The sequence below is a fragment of the Streptomyces sp. NPDC020996 genome (assembly GCF_040641355.1).
Lineage (GTDB): Bacteria > Actinomycetota > Actinomycetes > Streptomycetales > Streptomycetaceae > Streptomyces.
In genome coordinates, this window is record NZ_JBFADM010000105.1 from 1 (window position 1) to 18,362 (window position 18,362).

11 protein-coding genes are annotated in these 18,362 nt (G+C 73.4%); 3 read left to right on the forward strand and 8 right to left on the reverse strand.

Translation table 11 applies throughout. From position 1 onward, the window contains the following. From AB0G63_RS37580 to AB0G63_RS37590, 3 genes are all read right to left on the reverse strand, one after another. On the reverse strand, positions 1 to 1,560 hold a 1,560-nt coding region (locus AB0G63_RS37580), incomplete at its 3' end, for an ATP-dependent helicase (protein WP_360759899.1). Positions 1,561 to 1,687: 127 nt separating this feature from the next. Then, entirely contained in the window at positions 1,688 to 5,089 is a 3,402-nt protein-coding gene (locus AB0G63_RS37585) for an ATP-dependent DNA helicase (protein ID WP_360759901.1), read from the reverse strand. A 275-nt stretch (positions 5,090 to 5,364) separates the two neighbouring features. Next, positions 5,365 to 5,751 (reverse strand): MGMT family protein, encoded by a 387-nt coding sequence (locus AB0G63_RS37590; RefSeq protein WP_360759904.1) that lies wholly within the window; start codon positions 5,749 to 5,751, stop codon positions 5,365 to 5,367. A gap of 186 nt (positions 5,752 to 5,937) precedes the next feature. Between AB0G63_RS37590 and AB0G63_RS37595 the strand changes: the two genes are divergently transcribed. From AB0G63_RS37595 to AB0G63_RS37605, 3 genes are all read left to right on the forward strand, one after another. Beyond that, complete coding sequence (locus tag AB0G63_RS37595; protein ID WP_360759907.1) at positions 5,938 to 8,676, forward strand: lysylphosphatidylglycerol synthase domain-containing protein; 2,739 nt, start codon at positions 5,938 to 5,940, stop codon at positions 8,674 to 8,676. Between the two features lie 68 nt (positions 8,677 to 8,744). Beyond that, positions 8,745 to 10,289 (forward strand): alpha/beta hydrolase, encoded by a 1,545-nt coding sequence (locus AB0G63_RS37600; RefSeq protein WP_360759910.1) that lies wholly within the window; start codon positions 8,745 to 8,747, stop codon positions 10,287 to 10,289. A gap of 136 nt (positions 10,290 to 10,425) precedes the next feature. Further along, on the forward strand, positions 10,426 to 11,976 hold the full coding sequence (locus AB0G63_RS37605; RefSeq protein WP_360759913.1) for an alpha/beta hydrolase: 1,551 nt from the start codon (positions 10,426 to 10,428) through the stop codon (positions 11,974 to 11,976). Positions 11,977 to 12,035: 59 nt separating this feature from the next. Here AB0G63_RS37605 and moeZ read toward each other — a convergent pair whose 3' ends face one another. The 5 genes from moeZ to AB0G63_RS37630 all read right to left on the reverse strand — a co-directional run bounded on the left by moeZ (position 12,036) and on the right by AB0G63_RS37630 (position 18,196). Next, positions 12,036 to 13,214, reverse strand: coding sequence for an adenylyltransferase/sulfurtransferase MoeZ (gene moeZ / locus AB0G63_RS37610; protein WP_360759916.1), 1,179 nt, complete (start codon positions 13,212 to 13,214; stop codon positions 12,036 to 12,038). A 63-nt stretch (positions 13,215 to 13,277) separates the two neighbouring features. Then, on the reverse strand, positions 13,278 to 14,027 hold the full coding sequence (locus tag AB0G63_RS37615; protein WP_360759918.1) for a spherulation-specific family 4 protein: 750 nt from the start codon (positions 14,025 to 14,027) through the stop codon (positions 13,278 to 13,280). Beyond that, complete coding sequence (locus AB0G63_RS37620; protein ID WP_360759921.1) at positions 14,015 to 14,974, reverse strand: NAD-dependent epimerase/dehydratase family protein; 960 nt, start codon at positions 14,972 to 14,974, stop codon at positions 14,015 to 14,017. Before AB0G63_RS37620 ends, AB0G63_RS37615 begins: the two co-directional genes overlap by 13 nt. A gap of 313 nt (positions 14,975 to 15,287) precedes the next feature. Beyond that, positions 15,288 to 16,529: a hypothetical protein gene (locus AB0G63_RS37625; protein WP_360759924.1), complete on the reverse strand. Its 1,242-nt coding sequence runs from the start codon at positions 16,527 to 16,529 to the stop codon at positions 15,288 to 15,290. Continuing rightward, complete coding sequence (locus AB0G63_RS37630) at positions 16,526 to 18,196, reverse strand: DUF3492 domain-containing protein (protein WP_360759926.1); 1,671 nt, start codon at positions 18,194 to 18,196, stop codon at positions 16,526 to 16,528. Before AB0G63_RS37630 ends, AB0G63_RS37625 begins: the two co-directional genes overlap by 4 nt. Positions 18,197 to 18,362 lie beyond the last annotated feature (166 nt).

The window sequence follows — 18,362 nt, forward strand, 5'->3', positions numbered from 1 at the left end:
GCCGCGGCCCCCCCCCTCGCCGCCCCGGGCGCGCGTGCGGTCCGGGGCGGCGCCGTCGCCCACGCGCGCGTGGGCGACGAGCCGGCGGGCGCGGCGGCCCAGGAGCGCGAGGTCGCGCGGGCCGATGCGCCAGCGCGGGCCGGTCAGCAGGCGGACCAGCGAGGCGTTGGCGCCGGGGTCCTGGAGGACTTCGCAGACGGCGACCAGGTCGGCGACCTCGGGCAGATGCAGCAGCCCGGACAGGCCGACCACCTCGACGGGGACGTCCCGGGCGACCAGGGCGCCCTGGATCTCGGCGAAGTCGGTCGCCGTGCGGCACAGGACGGCGATCTCGCCGGGGGCCTTGCCGGTGTCGACGAGGTGCGCGATCGAGTCGGCGATCCACTCGATCTCCTCGGCGTGGGTGGGCAGCAGGGCGCAGCGCACGATGCCGTCGCGTTCGGCGCCGGGTGCCGGGCGGAGCGCCTCCACGCCCGCGTGCATGGCGCGCAGGGGCTCGGCGAGGCCGTTGGCGAGGTCGAGGAGGCGGCCGCCGCTGCGGCGGTTCTCGCTGAGCGCCTGCCGGGTGGCGGGGCGGCCGTCGGGCTGGGCGAAGTGCTCGGGGAAGTCGTCCAGGTTGGCGACGGAGGCGCCGCGCCAGCCGTAGATCGCCTGGCAGGGGTCGCCGACGGCGGTCACCGGGTGGCCGGTGCCGCCGCCGAAGAGGCCGGCGAGGAGAACACGCTGGGCGACCGAGGTGTCCTGGTACTCGTCGAGCAGCACCACGCGGAATTCCTCGCGCAGGATGCGGCCCACGTCGGCGTTCCGGGCGAGCTGGGCGGACAGGGCGATCTGGTCGCCGAAGTCGAGCAGGTCGCGTTCGCGTTTGGCGGCCCGGTAGCGGACCACCAGCTCGGCGAGTTCCCGGCGCGCCGCGGCCGCCTCGGGGACCTTGCGCAGGTCGGCGTTGGAGAGCCGGACGCCCTCCAGGGTGCGCAGCAGTGCGGTGTCGTACCCGCGCAGGTCTTCGGGACGGACCAGGTGTTCGGCGAGTTCGGAGTCGAGGGCGAGCAGGTCGCTGACCAGGTCCGCGAAGGAACGGGTCAGCGCCGGGTAGGGGCCCGGGGCCTCGCGCAGCACGCGCGCGGCGAGCTGGTAGCGGGTGGCGTCGGCGAGGAGGCGGGCGGTCGGTTCGAGGCCGATGCGCAGGCCGTGGTCGCTCAGCAGGCGGCCCGCGAAGGCGTGGTAGGTGGAGATCACCGGCTCGCCGGGCGGGTTGTCCGGGTCGATGACGTCCGGGTCGGTGACGCCCGCCTTGATCAGGGCCTTGCGGACGCGTTCGGCGAGTTCACCGGCGGCCTTGTTGGTGAACGTCAGGCCGAGCACCTGCTCGGGGGCGACCTGGCCGGTGCCGACCAGCCACACCACGCGCGCCGCCATCACCGTCGTCTTGCCCGACCCTGCTCCGGCCACGATCACCTGCGGGGCGGGCGGCGCGGTGATGCAGGCCGTCTGCTCCGGCGTGAACGGGATACCGAGGAGCTGCTTGAGCTGATCGGGGTCGGTGATACGGGGCGGCACGTCAGAGAGGCTAGCGGCGGGCACCGACAGCGGATGCGGGATCGGGCGTCCGTGGGCTGAGAAACGCAGGTCAGCACGTGTGGTGCGATATGTCACGTGGGTCACCGGCCCGGGTCGCCCGGCCGGGTCACTCCACGACGTGCCGTCCCTCGGACCTGGCACTGCAGGAAGCCTGGAAGGCGCAGTGCGTGCAGTGCTGGCCGGTGGTGGGCGTGAACCGCTCGTCGAGGACCTTGCCGGCGGCGGTGGCCAGCAGGTCGCCGACCCACTCGCCCTCCAGCGGCTGCTGGGCCTGCACCTTCGGCAGGGTCTCCCCGCCGTCGCGCCCGGCGGCGCCCTGACGCAGCTGGACCAGTTCGGCGCCGCCCGGCTCCGGACGCACTCCGCCGAAGACCTCGTCGACGGCGCCCTCGCGGACGGCGAGCTGATAGACGGCGAGCTGGGGGTGACGCTCCACCTCGCGGGCGGTCGGCGCCTGTTTGCCGGTCTTGAAGTCGACGACGTACGCGCGGCCCTCTGCGTCGGCCTCCACGCGGTCCATCTGGCCACGGATGCGGACCTCGTACTCGCCTGCTTCGAGGGTGACGTCGAAGTCGTGTTCGCTGGCCACCGGCGTGCGTCCGGCGCGGTCCATGACGTGCCACTTCAGGAACCGTTCGAGCGCCACGCGCGCGTTCTCCTTTTCCTGCGCCGACTTCCACGGCGCGTCGAAGGCGAGCGCGTTCCACACGGAGTCCAGGCGCTCCATGAGGACGGCGAGGTCGGCCGGGGTGTGGCCGGAGGCCACCTCGTCGGCGAGCACGTGCACGACGTTGCCGAAGCCTTGGGAGGTGGTGGCGGGGGCGTCGGCCTTCACCTCGCGGCCCAGGAACCACTGCAGGGCGCAGGTGTTGGCGAGCTGGTCGAGGGCGCTGCCGGAGAGCACGACGGGCTCGTCCCGGTTGCGCAGCGGCACCTTGCTCTCGGTCGGCTCGAACATGCCCCACCAGCGGTAGGGATGGGCGGACGGGACGAGCGGGCGGCCGTCCTCGTCGGCGAGCGCGGCGAGGCGGGCCAGGCGGTGCGCGGCGGCCTGCCGGAGGGTGTCCGACACGCGCGGGTCGACCGTGGTGGCGCGCAGTTCGGCGACGAGCGCGGCGACGGACAGCGGGCGGCGCGGGCGGCCCGTGACGTCCGCGGGTTCGACGCCGAGTTCGGTGAGGAAGCGGGAGGGCTGGTCACCGTCGTCGGCGGGTGCCTTCACGGCGGTGACGACGAGGCGTTCACGCGCGCGCGTGGCGGCGACGTAGAACAGGCGGCGCTCCTCGGCCAGCAGCGCCCCTGGGGTCAGGGGTTCGGCGAGTCCGTCGCGTCCGATGCGGTCGGCCTCCAGGAGGGAGCCCCGGCGGCGCAGGTCGGGCCACAGGCCCTCCTGGACGCCGGCGACGACGACCAGCCGCCACTCCAGGCCCTTGGAGCGGTGCGCGGTCATCAGGCGCACGGCGTCGGGGCGCACGGCGCGGCGTGTGAGGGTGTCCGCGGCGATGTCCTCGGCCTCGATCTCCTCCAGGAAGTTCAGGGCGCCCCGGCCGCCCGTGCGCTCCTCCGCGCGCGCGGCCGTCGCGAACAGCGCGCACACGGCGTCGAGGTCCCGGTCGGCGTTGCGGCCGGCCGCGCCGCCGCGCCGGGCGGCCCGTTCCAGACGCGCCGGCCAGGGTGTGCCCTGCCACAGGTCCCACAGCGCCTCCTCGGCCGTGCCGCCGCCCGCGAGGCGTTCGCGGGCCGTGCGCAGCAGCGCGCCGAGGCGCTGGGCGCCGCGCGCGTACGCGGGGTCGTGCGCGACCAGGCGCTCGGGTTCGGCCAGTGCCCGCGCGAGCAGTTCGTCCGAGGGGGGCGGCAGCGGGTTGCCCGCGGCCCGTTCCTCGTCGCGCAGGGCGCGCCCGAGGCGGCGCAGGTCCGCGGCGTCCATGCCGGCGAGGGGGGAGGCGAGAAGGGTGAGGGCGGTTTCGGTGCCGAGCCAGCAGGCCTCCGGCCCGGGTCCGGGCTCCTGGGCTCCGGGGTCCCCGGACGCGGGGTTCCCAGAACCGGACTCCCCGGCTCCCGGGTTCTCGGAATCGAGGTTCTCACTGGCCTCCCCGGGACCGGCCCGGTGTGCCACCTCCGCCTCCGCCACCGCCCGCAGTGCCGTGAGCAGCGGGGCGACCGCCGGTTCGTGCCGCAGCGGCAGGTCGTCGCCGTCGATGTCGAGGGGGACGCCGGCGGCGGTGAGGGCGCGGCGGACCGCCGGGATCGTACGGGCGCCGGCGCGCACCAGGACCGCCATCTCGCGCCAGGGGACGCCGTCCTCCAGGTGTGCCCGGCGCAGGATGTCGGCGACGTTGTCCAGCTCGGTGCCGGGCGTCGGGTACGTGTAGACCTCGACCCGGCCCCCGTCGCGGACCGGGACGAGCTCGCGGTGCGCGCGGATCCGGTCGGCCGGGAGGCGGGTCAGCGGCATGCGCTGGGTGAGCAGCCGGGTCGCGGCGAGCAGGGCAGCCGCGGAGCGGCGGGAGGTGCGCAGGACCTCGACGGGCGCCGGGCTGCCGTCCACGCGCCGGAAGGCCGCCGGGAACTGGAGGATGCCGCCCACGTCCGCGCCGCGGAACGCGTAGATCGACTGGTCGGGGTCGCCGAAGGCGACCAGGGTGCGCCCACCGCCGGCGAGGGCGTGCAGGAGCCGTATCTGGGCGGGGTCGGTGTCCTGGTACTCGTCCACGTAGACGGCGTCGTACTGCGCGGCCAGCCGCTCGGCGACACCGGGGCGGTGGGCGAGCAGCACCGCGCGGTGGACCAGCTCGGCGTAGTCCAGGACGCCCTGCATGTCGAGCACGTCCAGGTACTCGGCGAGGAACGCGGCCGCGGCGCTCCAGTCGGGGCGGCCGATGCGGCGGGCGAAGGAGTCCAGGGCACCGGGGCCAAGGCCCAGTTCGCGGCTGCGGGCGAGGACCGCGCGGACCTCGTCGGCGAAGCCGCGGGTGGTCAGGCAGGCGCGCAGTTCGTCCGGCCAGCGGACGTGCGCCAGGCCGAGGCGCTGCAGGTCGAGCTGGCCGGCGAGCAGTTCGCGTACGGTCACGTCCTGCTCCGGGCCGGACAGCAGGCGCAGCGGCTCCACGAACAGGTCGGTGTCCTGGTGGGCGCGGACCAGGGCGTAGCAGAACGAGTGGAACGTGGTCGCCTGCGGGGCGCGTGCCGCACCTATGCGCAGCGCCATGCGATCGCGGAGCTCGACGGCGGCCTTGCGGCTGAACGTCAGCACCAGGATGCGCCCCGGGTCCCCGCCACGGGCGATCCGCGCCGCCACGGACTCCACCAGCGTGGTGGTCTTGCCGGTGCCCGGACCTGCGAGGACGAGCAACGGACCGGTCCGGTGGTCAACCACGGCGCGCTGCGGCGCGTCCAGACGAGGGGGATCCGGCGGGACCGGCGGGGTACGAACCAGTCGGTAAGCGCCACGGCTCCCCTGCCGCGTCCGGGGATGCGGCAGGTGCCTGGTGGAGGAAGAGGAGCTCACGTGGTTCGCCGGTCCTGGTGGTCGTACTGGTTGTCGGGCCACCGCGCGTGCACTGCGGTGGTCGGGTGGTGAGCGGGACACGCGCAGCCGACGCTACGCCGACGGACGGCGCGGAGGCAGGGCTTCCGCTTCTTCCCGCGAGGCACTCGGGGCACTGCGGGCACTCATGGCACCCATGCCCCTCATCTCACGAACGTACGTCATGTCACGGACGTGCCCCGCTTCACCTGTACGGAGCAAAGGTCACACCGGAGCCCGCCGGATGCCGGAAGCTGTCAAGTGTGACCTTCCGTGCGTTCACCGCCGTCCCAGCGCGCCCGTCTCATGTCGAGACGCGGCAGGTGGCCCTCCGCGGCCCGGCTCGCCTCCCGCAGCGGTGTGCCCTCGGCGCGGTAGCGGTCCAGCGCCCTCAGCTCGTGCCCCGGGAGCAGGACACCGTCCGCGCGGACGACGCGCCACCACGGGACGGCACCCCCGTACAGGGCCATCACCCGGCCCACCTGGCGGGGGCCTCCCTCCTCCAGCCACTCGGCCACGTCCCCGTAGGTCATGACGCGTCCGGGCGGGATGAGCTCGGCCACGTCGAGGACCCGTTCGGCATAGTCCGGCAGCGCCTCGGCGTGCTCCGCGCGGGCGTCCGGGGAAAGGCTCTCCTCGCTCATCCGGACCATCCTGCACCACCCCACCGACAGTGCGACGAGCTCGCGACCGTGCGTAGCCCTCGCCCTCGGGCGGCGCGTCCGGCAGACTGTGCGCCCCCGCGTTTGCACCCTGATGCCCCCGTGTGCCGGCGGGGCATGCCACCATCATGCGGGCGGTGACTGGTGATACGAGATCAAGAAGAGACGATGAAGCAGCAGGGTGCGCACCCGGAGGATGCGGAGAACACCTCTGACGCTTCGTCGCGCCCGGGCACCGCGGACGGCGGGCAGGCGACCTCCCGGACGGCCTCCCAGCCGCCTCCCGGGGGCGGCCCCGGCCTGGTCGAACAGACGCACATCGACGAGGTCGAGGGCGACGAACCGCTGCTTCCCGCGCGCGTGCACCGCCCCTCCGACCTGATGCGCCTGCTGGTGGGCGTGCTGGCGATCGCCGTGCTGCTCGCGATCTCCGCGTTCGCGCACGGCACGACCTCCGGGCTGGAGCAGGACATCAACAAGGGCACCGGTCAGGCGCCCGACCTGCTGATCAAGATCGCCGGCCTGGCCTCCAGCATCGCGATCCTGCTGGTGCCGGTCGCCTTCGCGATCGAACGGCTGATCAAACGCGACGGGCTCCGCATCGCCGACGGCGTGCTGGCGGCGGTCCTCGCGCACGGAGTGACCCTCGCCACCGACCTGTGGGTCGCCAAGGGGGCCCCCGGCTCCATCCAGGAGGCGCTCACCCAGCCCTCTCCCGGTGACATCCACGCCCTCACCGACCCCGTGCACGGCTACCTCGCGCCCGTCATCGCGTACATGACGGCCGTCGGCATGTCGCGGCGGCCGCGCTGGCGGGCGGTGCTGTGGATCGTGCTCCTCCTCGACGCCTTCTCGATGCTGGTCACCGGGTACACGACCCCGTTCTCGATCATCCTCACGGTGCTGATCGGCTGGACCGTCGCCTACGGCACGCTGTACGCGGTCGGCTCCCCCAACGTCCGGCCGACCGGACGGACGCTGATGGCGGGCCTGCGGCACGTCGGCTTCCACCCGGTCACCGCGGCCCGCGAGGAGGTCCACGACACCCTGGAGACCGGTGACCGCGGCCGGCGCTACTTCGTCACGCTCGAGGACGGCCCGCCCCTGGACGTCACGGTGGTGGACCGGGAACAGCAGGCTCAGGGGTTCTTCTACCGCGCGTGGCGCAACCTGACGCTGCGCGGGTTCGCCACCCGCAGCAGCCTGCAGTCGCTGCGCCAGGCGCTGGAGCAGGAGGCGCTGCTGGCGTACGCGGCCATCGCGGCCGGCGCCAACGCGCCCAAGCTGATCGCGACCTCCGAACTCGGCCCCGACGCGGTGATGCTCGTCTACGAGCACATCGGCGGACGCACCCTGGACTCGCTGCCGGACGAGGAGATCACCGACGACCTGCTGCACGACACCTGGGGCCAGGTGCGGGCGCTGCAGTCCCGGCGCATCGCGCACCGCAGGCTCGTGGGTGACGCGATCCTGGTGGATCCGTCCGGCGCGGTGATCCTCACCGATCTGCGGGTGGGCGAGATCGCGGCGGGCGACCTGCTGCTGCGCATGGACATCTCCCAGCTGCTGGTCACGCTCGGTCTTCGGGTGGGCGCCGAACGCGCCGTGGCCTCGGCGGTGAGCGTGCTCGGCCCCGACGCCGTGGCCGACTGCCTGCCGATGCTGCAGCCCATCGCGCTCAGCCGCTCCACACGCGCGACGCTGCGGAGACTGGCCCGGGAGCGGGCCCAGCGCGAGCGTGAGGCGGTCCTGGAAGCCTCGCAGCAGGCCAAGCAGGCCCGTCTGGCGGAAGGCTCGGGCGACGCGGAGCCCGCGGGCAAACCGGACAAGAAGACCGTGCGTGCGGAGGCCAGGGCCGAGAAGCGGGCCCTCGACGACGCGCTGGAAGAGGCACGCGAGGAGGATCTGCTGACGCAGATCCGCTACGAGGTGCTGCGGATCAGGCCGCAGGCGCCGGTCGAGCCGGCCCGCCTGGAGCGGGTGCGGCCGCGCACGCTGATCAGCTTCATCGCGGGCGCCATCGGCGCGTACTTCCTGCTGACGCAGCTCACCCACATCGAGTTCGGGCCGCTGGTCGCGAACGCGCAGTGGGGCTGGGTCGTCGCGGCGGTGCTGTTCTCGGCGGGCAGCTACTTCGCGGCGGCGATGGCGCTGCTGGGGTTCGTGCCCGAGCGGGTGCCGTTCCTGCGGACGGTGGCGGCGCAGGTCGCCGGGTCGTTCGTGAAGATCGTGGCGCCGCCCGCGGTGGGCGGTGTCGCCCTCAACACGCGCTTCCTGCAGCGCTCGGGGGTGCGTCCCGGGCTCGCGGTGGCGAGCGTCGGCGCGTCGCAGCTGTTCGGGCTCGGCGCGCACATCCTGATGCTGCTGTCGTTCGGCTACCTGACCGGCACCGAGAAGACGCCGTCGCTGTCGCCGTCCCGGACGGTCATCGCGGGTCTGCTCACGGTCGCGGTGCTCGTCCTGGTCGTCACGTCGGTGCCGTTCCTGCGGAAATTCGTCGTCACGCGTGTGCGGTCGCTCTTCGCCGGTGTCGTGCCGCGCATGCTGGACGTGCTGCAGCGGCCGCAGAAGCTCGTCACCGGCATCGGCGGCATGCTGCTGCTGACCGCCTGCTTCGTGATGTGCCTGGACGCCTCGATCCGCGCGTTCGGCGACGGCTCGACCTCGCTGAGCATCGCCAGCGTCGCCGTCGTCTTCCTCGCCGGCAACGCGCTCGGCTCCGCGGCGCCGACTCCGGGCGGCGTGGGCGCGGTGGAGGCGACCCTGACGGTCGGCCTGATCGCCGTGGGCCTGCCCAAGGAGGTCGCGGCCCCGGCTGTGCTGCTGTTCCGGCTGCTGACCCTGTGGCTGCCGGTCCTGCCGGGCTGGCTGGCCTTCAACCACCTCACCCGCAAGGGTTCCGTGTAGCCGCGGGCGGGTACCTCGTACGGCCCGCGCCCCGAGCACGCACGCGTGCCCGACCGCAGGATGGGTCCATGCCCAACCCGCTCCGTCGGCGCGCCGCTGCCGTGACCGCCACCGCCGTACTGCTGTCCTGCGTCCTGGCGGGCTGCGGCGACGACTCCCGGGACGAGAACCTGACGGACCAGAAACTCGACTGGAAGGACTGCCCGGCTCCGTCCGAGGCCGAGGGCGGCGGCGACGCCCCGTCACCTCTGCCGAACGGCGAACGCTGGCAGTGCGCCACCTTGAAAGCTCCGTTGGACTGGGACGAGCCCAAGGGCGACAGGATCGGCATCGCGCTGATCCGGGCGAAGGCGAGCGGCGGGAAGAACCGGCGCATCGGTTCACTCGTGTTCAACTTCGGCGGCCCCGGCGGCTCCGGAGTCACCACGCTTCCCGCGTTCGCCAAGGACTACGCGGCCCTGCGCACCCGCTACGACCTGGTCAGCTTCGACCCGCGCGGGGTCGGCCGCAGCGCCCCCGTCGAGTGCGAGAACGACCAGCAGCTCGACGCCTACTTCCAGCAGGACGCGATCCCCGACGACGCCCGCCAGCGCACCGAGCTGCTGCACAACACCAGACAGTTCAACGACGCCTGCGAGAGGAACTCCAAGAAGCTGCTGCCGCACGTGCGCACCACCGACGCGGCCCGCGACATGGACCTGATGCGCCAGGTCCTCGGCGACGACAAACTGCACTACTTCGGCATCTCCTACGGCACCGAACTCGGCGGCGTCTACGCGCACCTGTTCCCCAAACGCGTCGGCCGCGCCGTCTTCGACGCGGTCGTCGACCCGACGCAGAACCCGGAACAGAGTTCCCTGGGGCAGGCCGCGGGCTTCCAGCTGGCGCTCGACAACTTCGCCGCGGACTGCACGTCGAAGCCCGAGCCCTGCCCGATCGGCGACAGCGCCCAGGACGTCGAGGCCCGCATCGCCGGCCTGCTGAAGGCCCTCGACCGCAAGCCGATCCCCGGCGTCTTCCCACGCGAGCTGACCCAGACCGCCGCGACCAACGGCATCGCGCAGGCCCTGTACTCGAAGGACTTCTGGGCCTACCTCACCGAGGGCCTGCAGCAGGCGTACGACGGTGACGGGGAGGTGCTGATGCGGCTGTCCGACGCGATGAACGGACGCAACGAGAACGGCGAGTACAGCAACCTCACCGCCGCCAACATCTCCATCAACTGCGCGGACGCCAGACCCCGGTACACGCCCGCGCAGGTGGAGCAGCGGCTGTCCGAGTTCCGCGCCGCCTCGCCGGTGTTCGGGGACTTCCTGGCCTGGGGCATGATCAGCTGCACCGACTGGCCCGTCGCGGGCGCCGCCGACCACCCCGTTGTCAGCGCACCCGGGTCGGCGCCGATCCTCGTGGTGGGCAACACCGGCGACCCGGCCACACCGTACGAGGGCGCGAAGAAGATGGTGGACGCGCTGGGCCCGGGCGTCGGCGTCGAGCTGACGTACAGGGGCCAGGGGCACGGTGCCTACGACAGCAAGAACAAGTGCGTACAGCGGGCGGTGAACTCCTATCTGCTGGACGGCAGGGTCCCGCCGAAGGGGACGGTCTGCTCCTAGCACCCAGCCCGAACGCTGAAGAAAGTGCAGTTCAGAGGGTTATCCACAGGGTCGGGCAGGCTCAGCTCGATCCGCCTACCATGGCCTGACCGCCGTCCGCTGCTCGGTGCGGACGGCTCATGAGGGGGGTATGCACATGGCGCGTCTCGCACGGTGGACGGCCTTCGGGGCGGCCGCCGCGTTCCTGGTGGCGGGCTGTGGCGGCGGCTCGTCCGACGACGGCAAGAGCAGCGACCGCGCGAGCGCGGCGGCCTCCGCGTCGGACGGCGCCTCCGGCACGACCGCCGCGCTGCCCTCCTCGCTGACCGCGCAGAGGCTCGACTGGGTGCGCTGCAAGGCCACCGCGGACTCCCCCGCCCCGGGCAGCGACTGGCGGTGCACGACCCTGAAGGTGCCGCTGGACTGGGCGAAGCCGGACGGCGAGACGATCGGCCTCGCGCTGATCCGTGCGAGGGCCCGCGGGGAGCACCGCATCGGCTCGCTGCTGTTCAACTTCGGCGGTCCGGGCGGCTCGGGCGTGTCCATGATGCCGTCGTACGCCTCCACGGTCTCGTCGCTGCGCGAGCGGTACGACCTGGTGAGCTGGGACCCTCGCGGGGTCGCCGCCAGCGAGGGCGTGCGCTGCCGCGGCGACAAGGAGATCCAGGCCGCGGAGGATGTGGACGTCACCCCCGACACCCCGGCCGAGGAGAGGGCGTACTTCCAGGACGCCGCCGACTTCGGCAAGGGTTGCCGGAAGGCCGCCGGGAAGCTGATGGCGCACGTCTCGACGACCGACACCGCCCGCGACATGGACCTGATGCGCCGAGTCCTCGGCGACGACAAGCTGCACTACTTCGGCATCTCCTACGGCACCGAACTCGGCGGCGTCTACGCCCACCTGTTCCCCCGCAGCGTGGGGCGGCTGGTCCTCGACGCGGTCGTCGACCCGAGCGCCGACACCGTGGGCCACGCGATGAACCAGACCCGAGGCTTCCAGCGCGCGCTGGACGACTACCTGAAATCCACCGGCCAGGATCCGCGGCAGGGCTCGCGGAAGATCGCCGGCCTGCTGAAGAGGATCGACGCGCACCCGCTGCCGACGTCGTCCGGGCGCGAGCTGACCCAGACGCTGGCGCTCACCGGCATCGTCCTGCCGCTCTACAGCAAGGCGGGCTGGCCGACGCTGACCAGCGCCCTCGAGTCGGCGCAGCGGGGCGACGGCTCGGAGCTGCTGGAGCTCGCCGACGGCTACAACGAGCGTGACGCGTCGGGGCACTACGGCACGACGACCCACTCACAACGCCTCATATCCTGCCTGGACGACAAGCAGCGGCCGACGGCGGAGGAGACGAGGAAGCTGCTGCCGGCGTTCGAGAAGATCTCGCCGGTGTTCGGGGACTTCCTCGGCTGGGACACGGCCGGCTGGTGCCACGACTGGCCGGTGTCCGGGCAGTACGACACCCCGGAGGTGAGCGCGCCCGGCGCGGCGCCGGTCCTGGTGGTCGGCAACACCGGCGACCCGGCGACGCCGTACGAGGGCGCGAAGAAGATGGCCGACGAGCTGGGCGAGGACGTCGGCGTGGAACTCACCTGGAAGGGCGAGGGACACGGGGCCTACGGCAGCGGGAGCGACTGCGTCGACTCCACGGTGAACGCCTACCTGCTGGGGGGCACGGTGCCGAAGGACGGCAAGGTCTGCTCATGACGACGGCGGGGGTTCCGCACACCCTGGGTGCGCGGAACCCCCGCCGGGAGCCGGTGGGCTCAGTAGACCGGCTTGTCCGGCTCGATCTGGTTGACCCAGCCGATCACGCCGCCGCCGACGTGCACGGCGTCGGAGAAGCCCGCGGCCTTCAGGACCGCGAGGACTTCCGCACTGCGGACACCCGTCTTGCAGTGCAGGACGATCTTCTTGTCCTGCGGCAGGCTCTCCAGGGCGGTGCCCATGAGGAACTCGTTCTTCGGGATCAGTCGGGCGCCCGGGATGGAGACGATCTCGTACTCGTTCGGCTCCCGGACGTCGATGATGTCGATGTTCTCGCCGTCGTCGATCCACTCCTTGAGCTGCTTGGGAGTGATCGTCGAGTCGGCGGCCGCCGCCTGGGCCTCCTCGGACACGACGCCGCAGAAGGCCTCGTAGTCGATGAGTTCGGTGACGGTGGGGTTCTCGCCGCACACCGCGCAGTTCGGGTCCTTGCGGACCTTGACCTGGCGGTACTGCATCTCGAGGGCGTCGTAGATCATCAGGCGGCCGACCAGCGGCTCGCCGATGCCCGCGAGGAGCTTGATGGCCTCGTTGACCTGGATGGAGCCGATCGACGCGCACAGCACGCCCAGCACGCCGCCCTCGGCGCAGGAGGGGACCATGCCGGGGGGCGGGGGCTCCGGGTAGAGGCAGCGGTAGCAGGGGCCGTGCTCGGACCAGAACACCGAGGCCTGGCCGTCGAAGCGGTAGATCGAGCCCCACACGTACGGCTTGTTCAGCAGGACGCAGGCGTCGTTGACCAGGTAGCGGGTCGCGAAGTTGTCCGTGCCGTCGACGATCAGGTCGTACTGGCTGAAGATGTCCATCACGTTGTCGGCCTCGAGCCGCTCCTCGTGAAGGATCACGTTCACGTACGGGTTGATGCCCTTGACGGTGTCACGGGCGGACTCGGCCTTGGAGCGGCCGATGTCGGACTGGCTGTGGATGATCTGGCGCTGCAGGTTCGACTCGTCGACCTCGTCGAACTCCACGATGCCGAGCGTGCCGACGCCCGCGGCGGCGAGGTACATCAGCGCCGGCGAGCCCAGGCCGCCGGCGCCCACACACAGCACCTTGGCGTTCTTCAGCCGCTTCTGCCCGTCCATCCCGACGTCAGGGATGATCAGGTGGCGGGAGTACCTGCGGACCTCGTCTACGGTGAGCTCAGAGGCTGGCTCGACCAGGGGTGGCAGCGACACGGGGACTCCGTTGATCGGTCAATCACTACGGTTGTTCTCTGTGTAACAGTGCCATGGCCATCTTCATTCCGAGACACCTGTTCCGACCCGCGAGACGATGTCGTCCCAGTAGCCGGGCACGCTCTCCCAGGGGTCGTGGTGGCCTCCGCGGTCCGTGCGGTCGGTGAACCAGACGGTCGCCGCGCCCTGCCAGCGCGCGATGCGCAACGCCTCCTCCAGGTGCCGGTGTGGCACGCCGTGGACGAAGTGGCAGAAGCGCTCGGGCGGATGGCCGGCCGTCCACTCGGCCGCCTGCGACCAGCGGTAGTCGCTCCACGGGCCCGCGAAGGTCACCAGTTGGTCGGCGTCCTCGGCGTAGCCGGGATGCGGGTGGGTGCCGTGGCCGAGGACGATGTGTCCACCGTCACGGACCGCGCGCAGCGCGGAGACGGTGCGGCGGATCGCGGGGAGCGAGGCGCGCTCGGAGGGGCAGCGGGCCAGGAGGAAGCCGTCGACCCGGTACCAGTCGACGAAGCGGCCCGCGTCGACGATCGTCTCGGTGAGGGCGCGGGCCCCGTGGGCGGTGTCGAGGCGGCCGAGGACGCGGACGCCCGTGTTGCGCAGGCGTCCCGCCGCTTCCAGGCATTGCGGGTCGGGGCGGGTTCCGGGGCCGTCGGCGACGTCGAGGACGACCCAGTGCAGGGGCGTGCCGGGGCGGGTGAGCAGGTCCCACTCGGTGGGCGCGACGAGGGGGTGGGCGTAGCCGGGGACGCCGAATCCGGTGCGGACGCCGGTGCTCGCGGTGCCCGTCGTGGCGCTGGTCAGATGCGGCATGCCGCCTCCATCCAGATGTCGGCGAGGGACTCTTCGAGATTGATCCGGGGCCGCCAGCCGAGCCGGTCGCGTGCGGTGCGCACATCGGCCTGCTGCCAACTGCCGCAGCCGTCCGGGTACGGGTACGTCACCGGGGGCGCGTGGTCGGAGTCGCCGCGCGGGTGGCCGACGGCCGAGCGCAGGTGGCCGGGCGGGCCGTCGAGTTCGTGCAGGGCGCCGCCGTATCCGGCCACCCTGGCGAGCGTGCCGGCGGCGTCACGCAGGCGGACGGCGCGGCCGGAGCCGATGTTGATGACGCCCTGCGCGGCGGAGAGGGAGGCAGCGTGCACGGCTCGGGCGACGTCCCGTACGTCGACGAAGTCGCGCTGGACGCCGAGACCTCCGAGCTTGAGTTCGCCGTCGCCGGTCTGCATGGCGCGTCGCATGGCCTCGGCGAGCCGGCCTAGCGGCGAGCCGGCGGGCGTACCGGGACCGACGGGCGAGAAGACCCGGAGCACGACCGCGTCGAGGCCGGAGCCGAGGACGAGTTCGGTGGCGGCGAGCTTGCTCACGCCGTACGGGCCGCCGGGGCGCGGGACGGCGTCCTCCGCCGTGGAGGAGCCGGGCTGGCTCGGGCCGTACTCGGCGCCGCAGCCGATCTGCACCAGCCGGGCGCCGCAGCCGCTGCGGCGCAGGGCCTCACAGACGGTGGCGACGGCGACCGTGTTGTGGCGGATCAGTTCGCGGGCGCCGCCGCGGATGGCGCCCGCGCAGTTCACGACGACGCCGGGATGCACCGCGTCGAGGAAGCGGGTCAGGGCGCCGGGGCTGCCCGAGGCGAGGTCGAAACGGACGTCGGCGTCGTCGCCGCGGCCGAGAGCGGTGAGCTGGACGGCCGGGTCGGCGAGCAGCCGGTCGGCGACGAAGCGGCCGAGGTAGCCGTTGGCTCCGATCAGCAGGACCCTCATCGTGCGGCTCCCGGGGCCGAGGATTCGGGTCGGGAGGTGATCATCTGGCGTTCTCCTTCTCAGTGGGTCGTGCGAGTGGGTCGTGCGAGCTCGGTGGGTCGCGCGAACTCAGTGGTTCCTGCGAGCTCGCTGGGGCGCCGCGCGGCTCCGTGGGTCACGCGAGCTCGGTGGGTCGCGCGACGCCCTCCGTGGGTCATGCGAGCTCGGCGGGTCGCGAGCGCGGTGGGTCGTGCGGATGCCCGCGGCGCAGTCGGCTCGGGGCGGCTGCGGCGGAGGTCACCCGTGCGGCGCGGACGCCGGCGCGGCGCGGACGTCATGGCTGCTCTCCTCGGGATGCGTGGGCCGAGGCCCGGGTGAGGGTGCGGGTCGCGTGGATGAGCAGGGTCAGCGCGCCCGCCGCGCAGATGAGGGCCGGGATGCTGCCGGGGCCCCACGCCTCGGCCAGGCTCCGCACCGGGGTGGCGAGGAATCCGGCCCCGGGCAGGCGCCCCGCGAGGACCGTGACCGGCGCGGCCGCCTCGGCGGCGGCCGCGGCGGTGAGGACGAGGGCGGGGGCGCGGGTGAAGCCGTGGACGGTGAGGAGGCGGGCGAGAAGCAGGAGTGCACCGAGGCAGAGGGCCTGGGCGTAGGCCGCGGGCTCGTGGAGGACCGCGCCGCACACGGCGAGCAGGGCCGCCAGCGCGCACAGGTACAACGCGAACGTGCCGAGCAGCAACGGTCGTACGGAGGCCGCGAACTCTTCCAGGCCGCGGCTCGCTGCCAGTCTGCGGCGGGCCCGCGCGGTGAAGAGGTGGGCGCACCAGGCCGCCGGGACACAGGCCAGGGCGAGGGCCAGGACGGGGGCCGTGGCGACGGGCCATGGACCGTCGGCGCTGCCGCCGGGCGGGCCGTCGGGGCCGCCGGCCACGGCCGCGCCGAGGAACCCGTCGCCGAGGAGGGCGTAGGCGATGAGCCAGCAGGTCCGGGTGCGGGCACCGGGCGGGTGAGCGGCGGGCCCCGCGCCCGTCCGGACCGCCGCGCCGAGCGGTCCGCGGGCGAGCGCCGCCCGCAGGCCCAGCGACACGGCGAGGGCGCCGACGACGGCCACGGCAAGTCGGGGCTGTCCGTGGGTGAGCCGCAGGCCGGCCACGGTCGCGGCGCACAGCGCTCCCGGCAGAAGGGTCAGCAGGACCCAGTCGGTGCGCGCGCCGGGGACCGTGACCGCCGGGGGACGCGGGGGCTGCTCCTTCTCGTGGGAGGCGCGGACGTACATCTCCTGGGCCAGGGAGAAGACGTCCCGGTGGCGGAAGCGTGCGGCGGTCCGGTCGGTGATGCCGTGGGCCTCCAGGCCCGCCGCGATCTCCAACGCGTCGACAGCCCTTTCGCACAGCTCGCGGTGCCGGTGCAGCAACGTCTTCACCGGGTCCACGGCGAGGCGCCGGGCGGACGGTTGCCGACGGGCGGCGGGCGACTCGGCGGCGCGGGACAGGCCGGTCAGGGCGTCGGTGTCCGCTTCGGCGCGCGCACGTGTGGATTCCGCCGTGCCGGGACGCCCGGGTTCTCCGGGGCCGCTCATCGCGCTCCCTCCGTGGTCGGCAGTGGAGTGGGCACCCGCGCGGGTGCCGGTGCGGGCCAGCCCCCGAGGAGGTGTGCCTCGGCGGGGACCGCGAAGGGCAGGGGCTCTCCGGCGTCGTCGAGGACGGCCCGGCACACCGGGGCGCGAGAGACGACCTCCAAATAGAGGCCGTGGAACGCGGTGACGTTCTGCTCGACGGTGAACAGTTCCAGCGCACGGGCGCGTGCGGCGGCGCCGAGGCGCTCACGGCGCTCGGGGTCGCGCAGCAGCGCCACGCACGCCTCGGCGAGCGCGCGCGGGTTTCGCGGCGGTACGACGAGTCCGGTGCCGCCGATGACCTCCACGACCGCGCCGACGTCCGTGGACACCGTCGCGCGAGCGCAGAACATGGCCTCGACGAGGCTGACGGGGAACCCTTCCACGACGCTGGAGAGCACGGTCACCGCGCCCGCCGCGTACGCGTCGGGCAGGGCCGGGATCTCCGGACCGCCGATCTCCTCGAAGGAGACGGGGTTGTCCCCGACGGCGTGCGGACCGTCGGCCTCGTCAGGGAAGAGCTGCGCGGCGAGGGTCCGGCAGTGGCCGAGGTAGGCCTCGCTGCCGGGTCCGGCCGGGGTGCCGATGATGCGCAGGCGGGTCTTCGGCTCCTCCTTGCGGATCTCCGCGAAGGCGTGCAGCAGGGACATCAGGTCCTTGGCGGCCTCGACGCGGCCGACCCAGGCCAGCGTGTCGGGGTCGGCGCGGTCCGGGGACTCGCCCACCTCGGCGAAGCGGGATGCGTCCATCCCCGGGTAGACCGTGCGCACCTTGGCGCGGTCGGCGCCGCAGTGCTCCTGCCAGCGGCGCGCGTGCGTGTTGCCGGGTGTGAGGAGGGACGCCCTGCGGTAGATCTCGGCGGCGAGCCTGCCGTGGAAGGCCGCGAGCAGCGACCGCACGGCGGGCGGCGCGTCGGCGGTGGCCAGGTAGTGGGCGCGCAGCCGCACCCCGTACTCGGTCACCAGCAGGGGGACGCCGGCGAAGTGGTGGGCGAGTAGTCCGGGCAGGGCCCCCGAGCCGCCGGAGGCCGCGTGGCACAGGTCGACGCAGCCGAGTCCGTCGTGCTCGTACCAGTCGAGGGAGAGGGGGCGCAGGGCGCGTTCCAGGTGCGCGGCGACGGCGAGCAGATCGGGTACGCGCGCCTCGCGCGCCGGGCGCGGGGCGCCGGGCGCACGACAGGCGCTCTCCAGCAGGCGAACGGCGGCCTCCGAGCGGAGCGCGGCCACCAGTCCGCGCTCGTCGCGGGCGAGGTCGGCGAGCCCGTACAGCGCACTGGCGAAACGGTCCGCCTCTGCGGCCGACACCTCCTCGGGTGCGCCGGCCGGCTCACCGGCGGCGGCTGCCGCGCACAGCACGGCCGCCAGTTCGCCGTAGCACTCGGCGAAGCGGCGGCGGGCCCGGCGCCCGTACCCGGCGGAGTCGTCCTCGGCCGTCCACAGCGGCGCCGTCCGGACCCGGCCGATGTGCGGCGGCAGCGGCACCCAGCCCTCGTCCTCCTGGCGCTTGTCGGCACAGAGCGCGTAGACGTCGAACTCGTGCTGCCCGAGCCCGCGCACGAGCCGGTCGCACCAGAGCGTGCCGTCACCGCGCACATACGGATAGCCACCCTCCGTAAGCAGTCCGATGCGCACGAGCGCACCCCCGATCTCCCGTGTGAGGAGCCGTCGTTCGCTCGACGGCCCGCAGCGTGAAGAACGTATGCGGAGGGCGGCTGGACGTGTACTGCTCGGGCCGGGGCGTGGCCGCCCGGCACGGGCACCCGATCCCGCTGGACATGTTCGCCGAGTACGGCCTGTG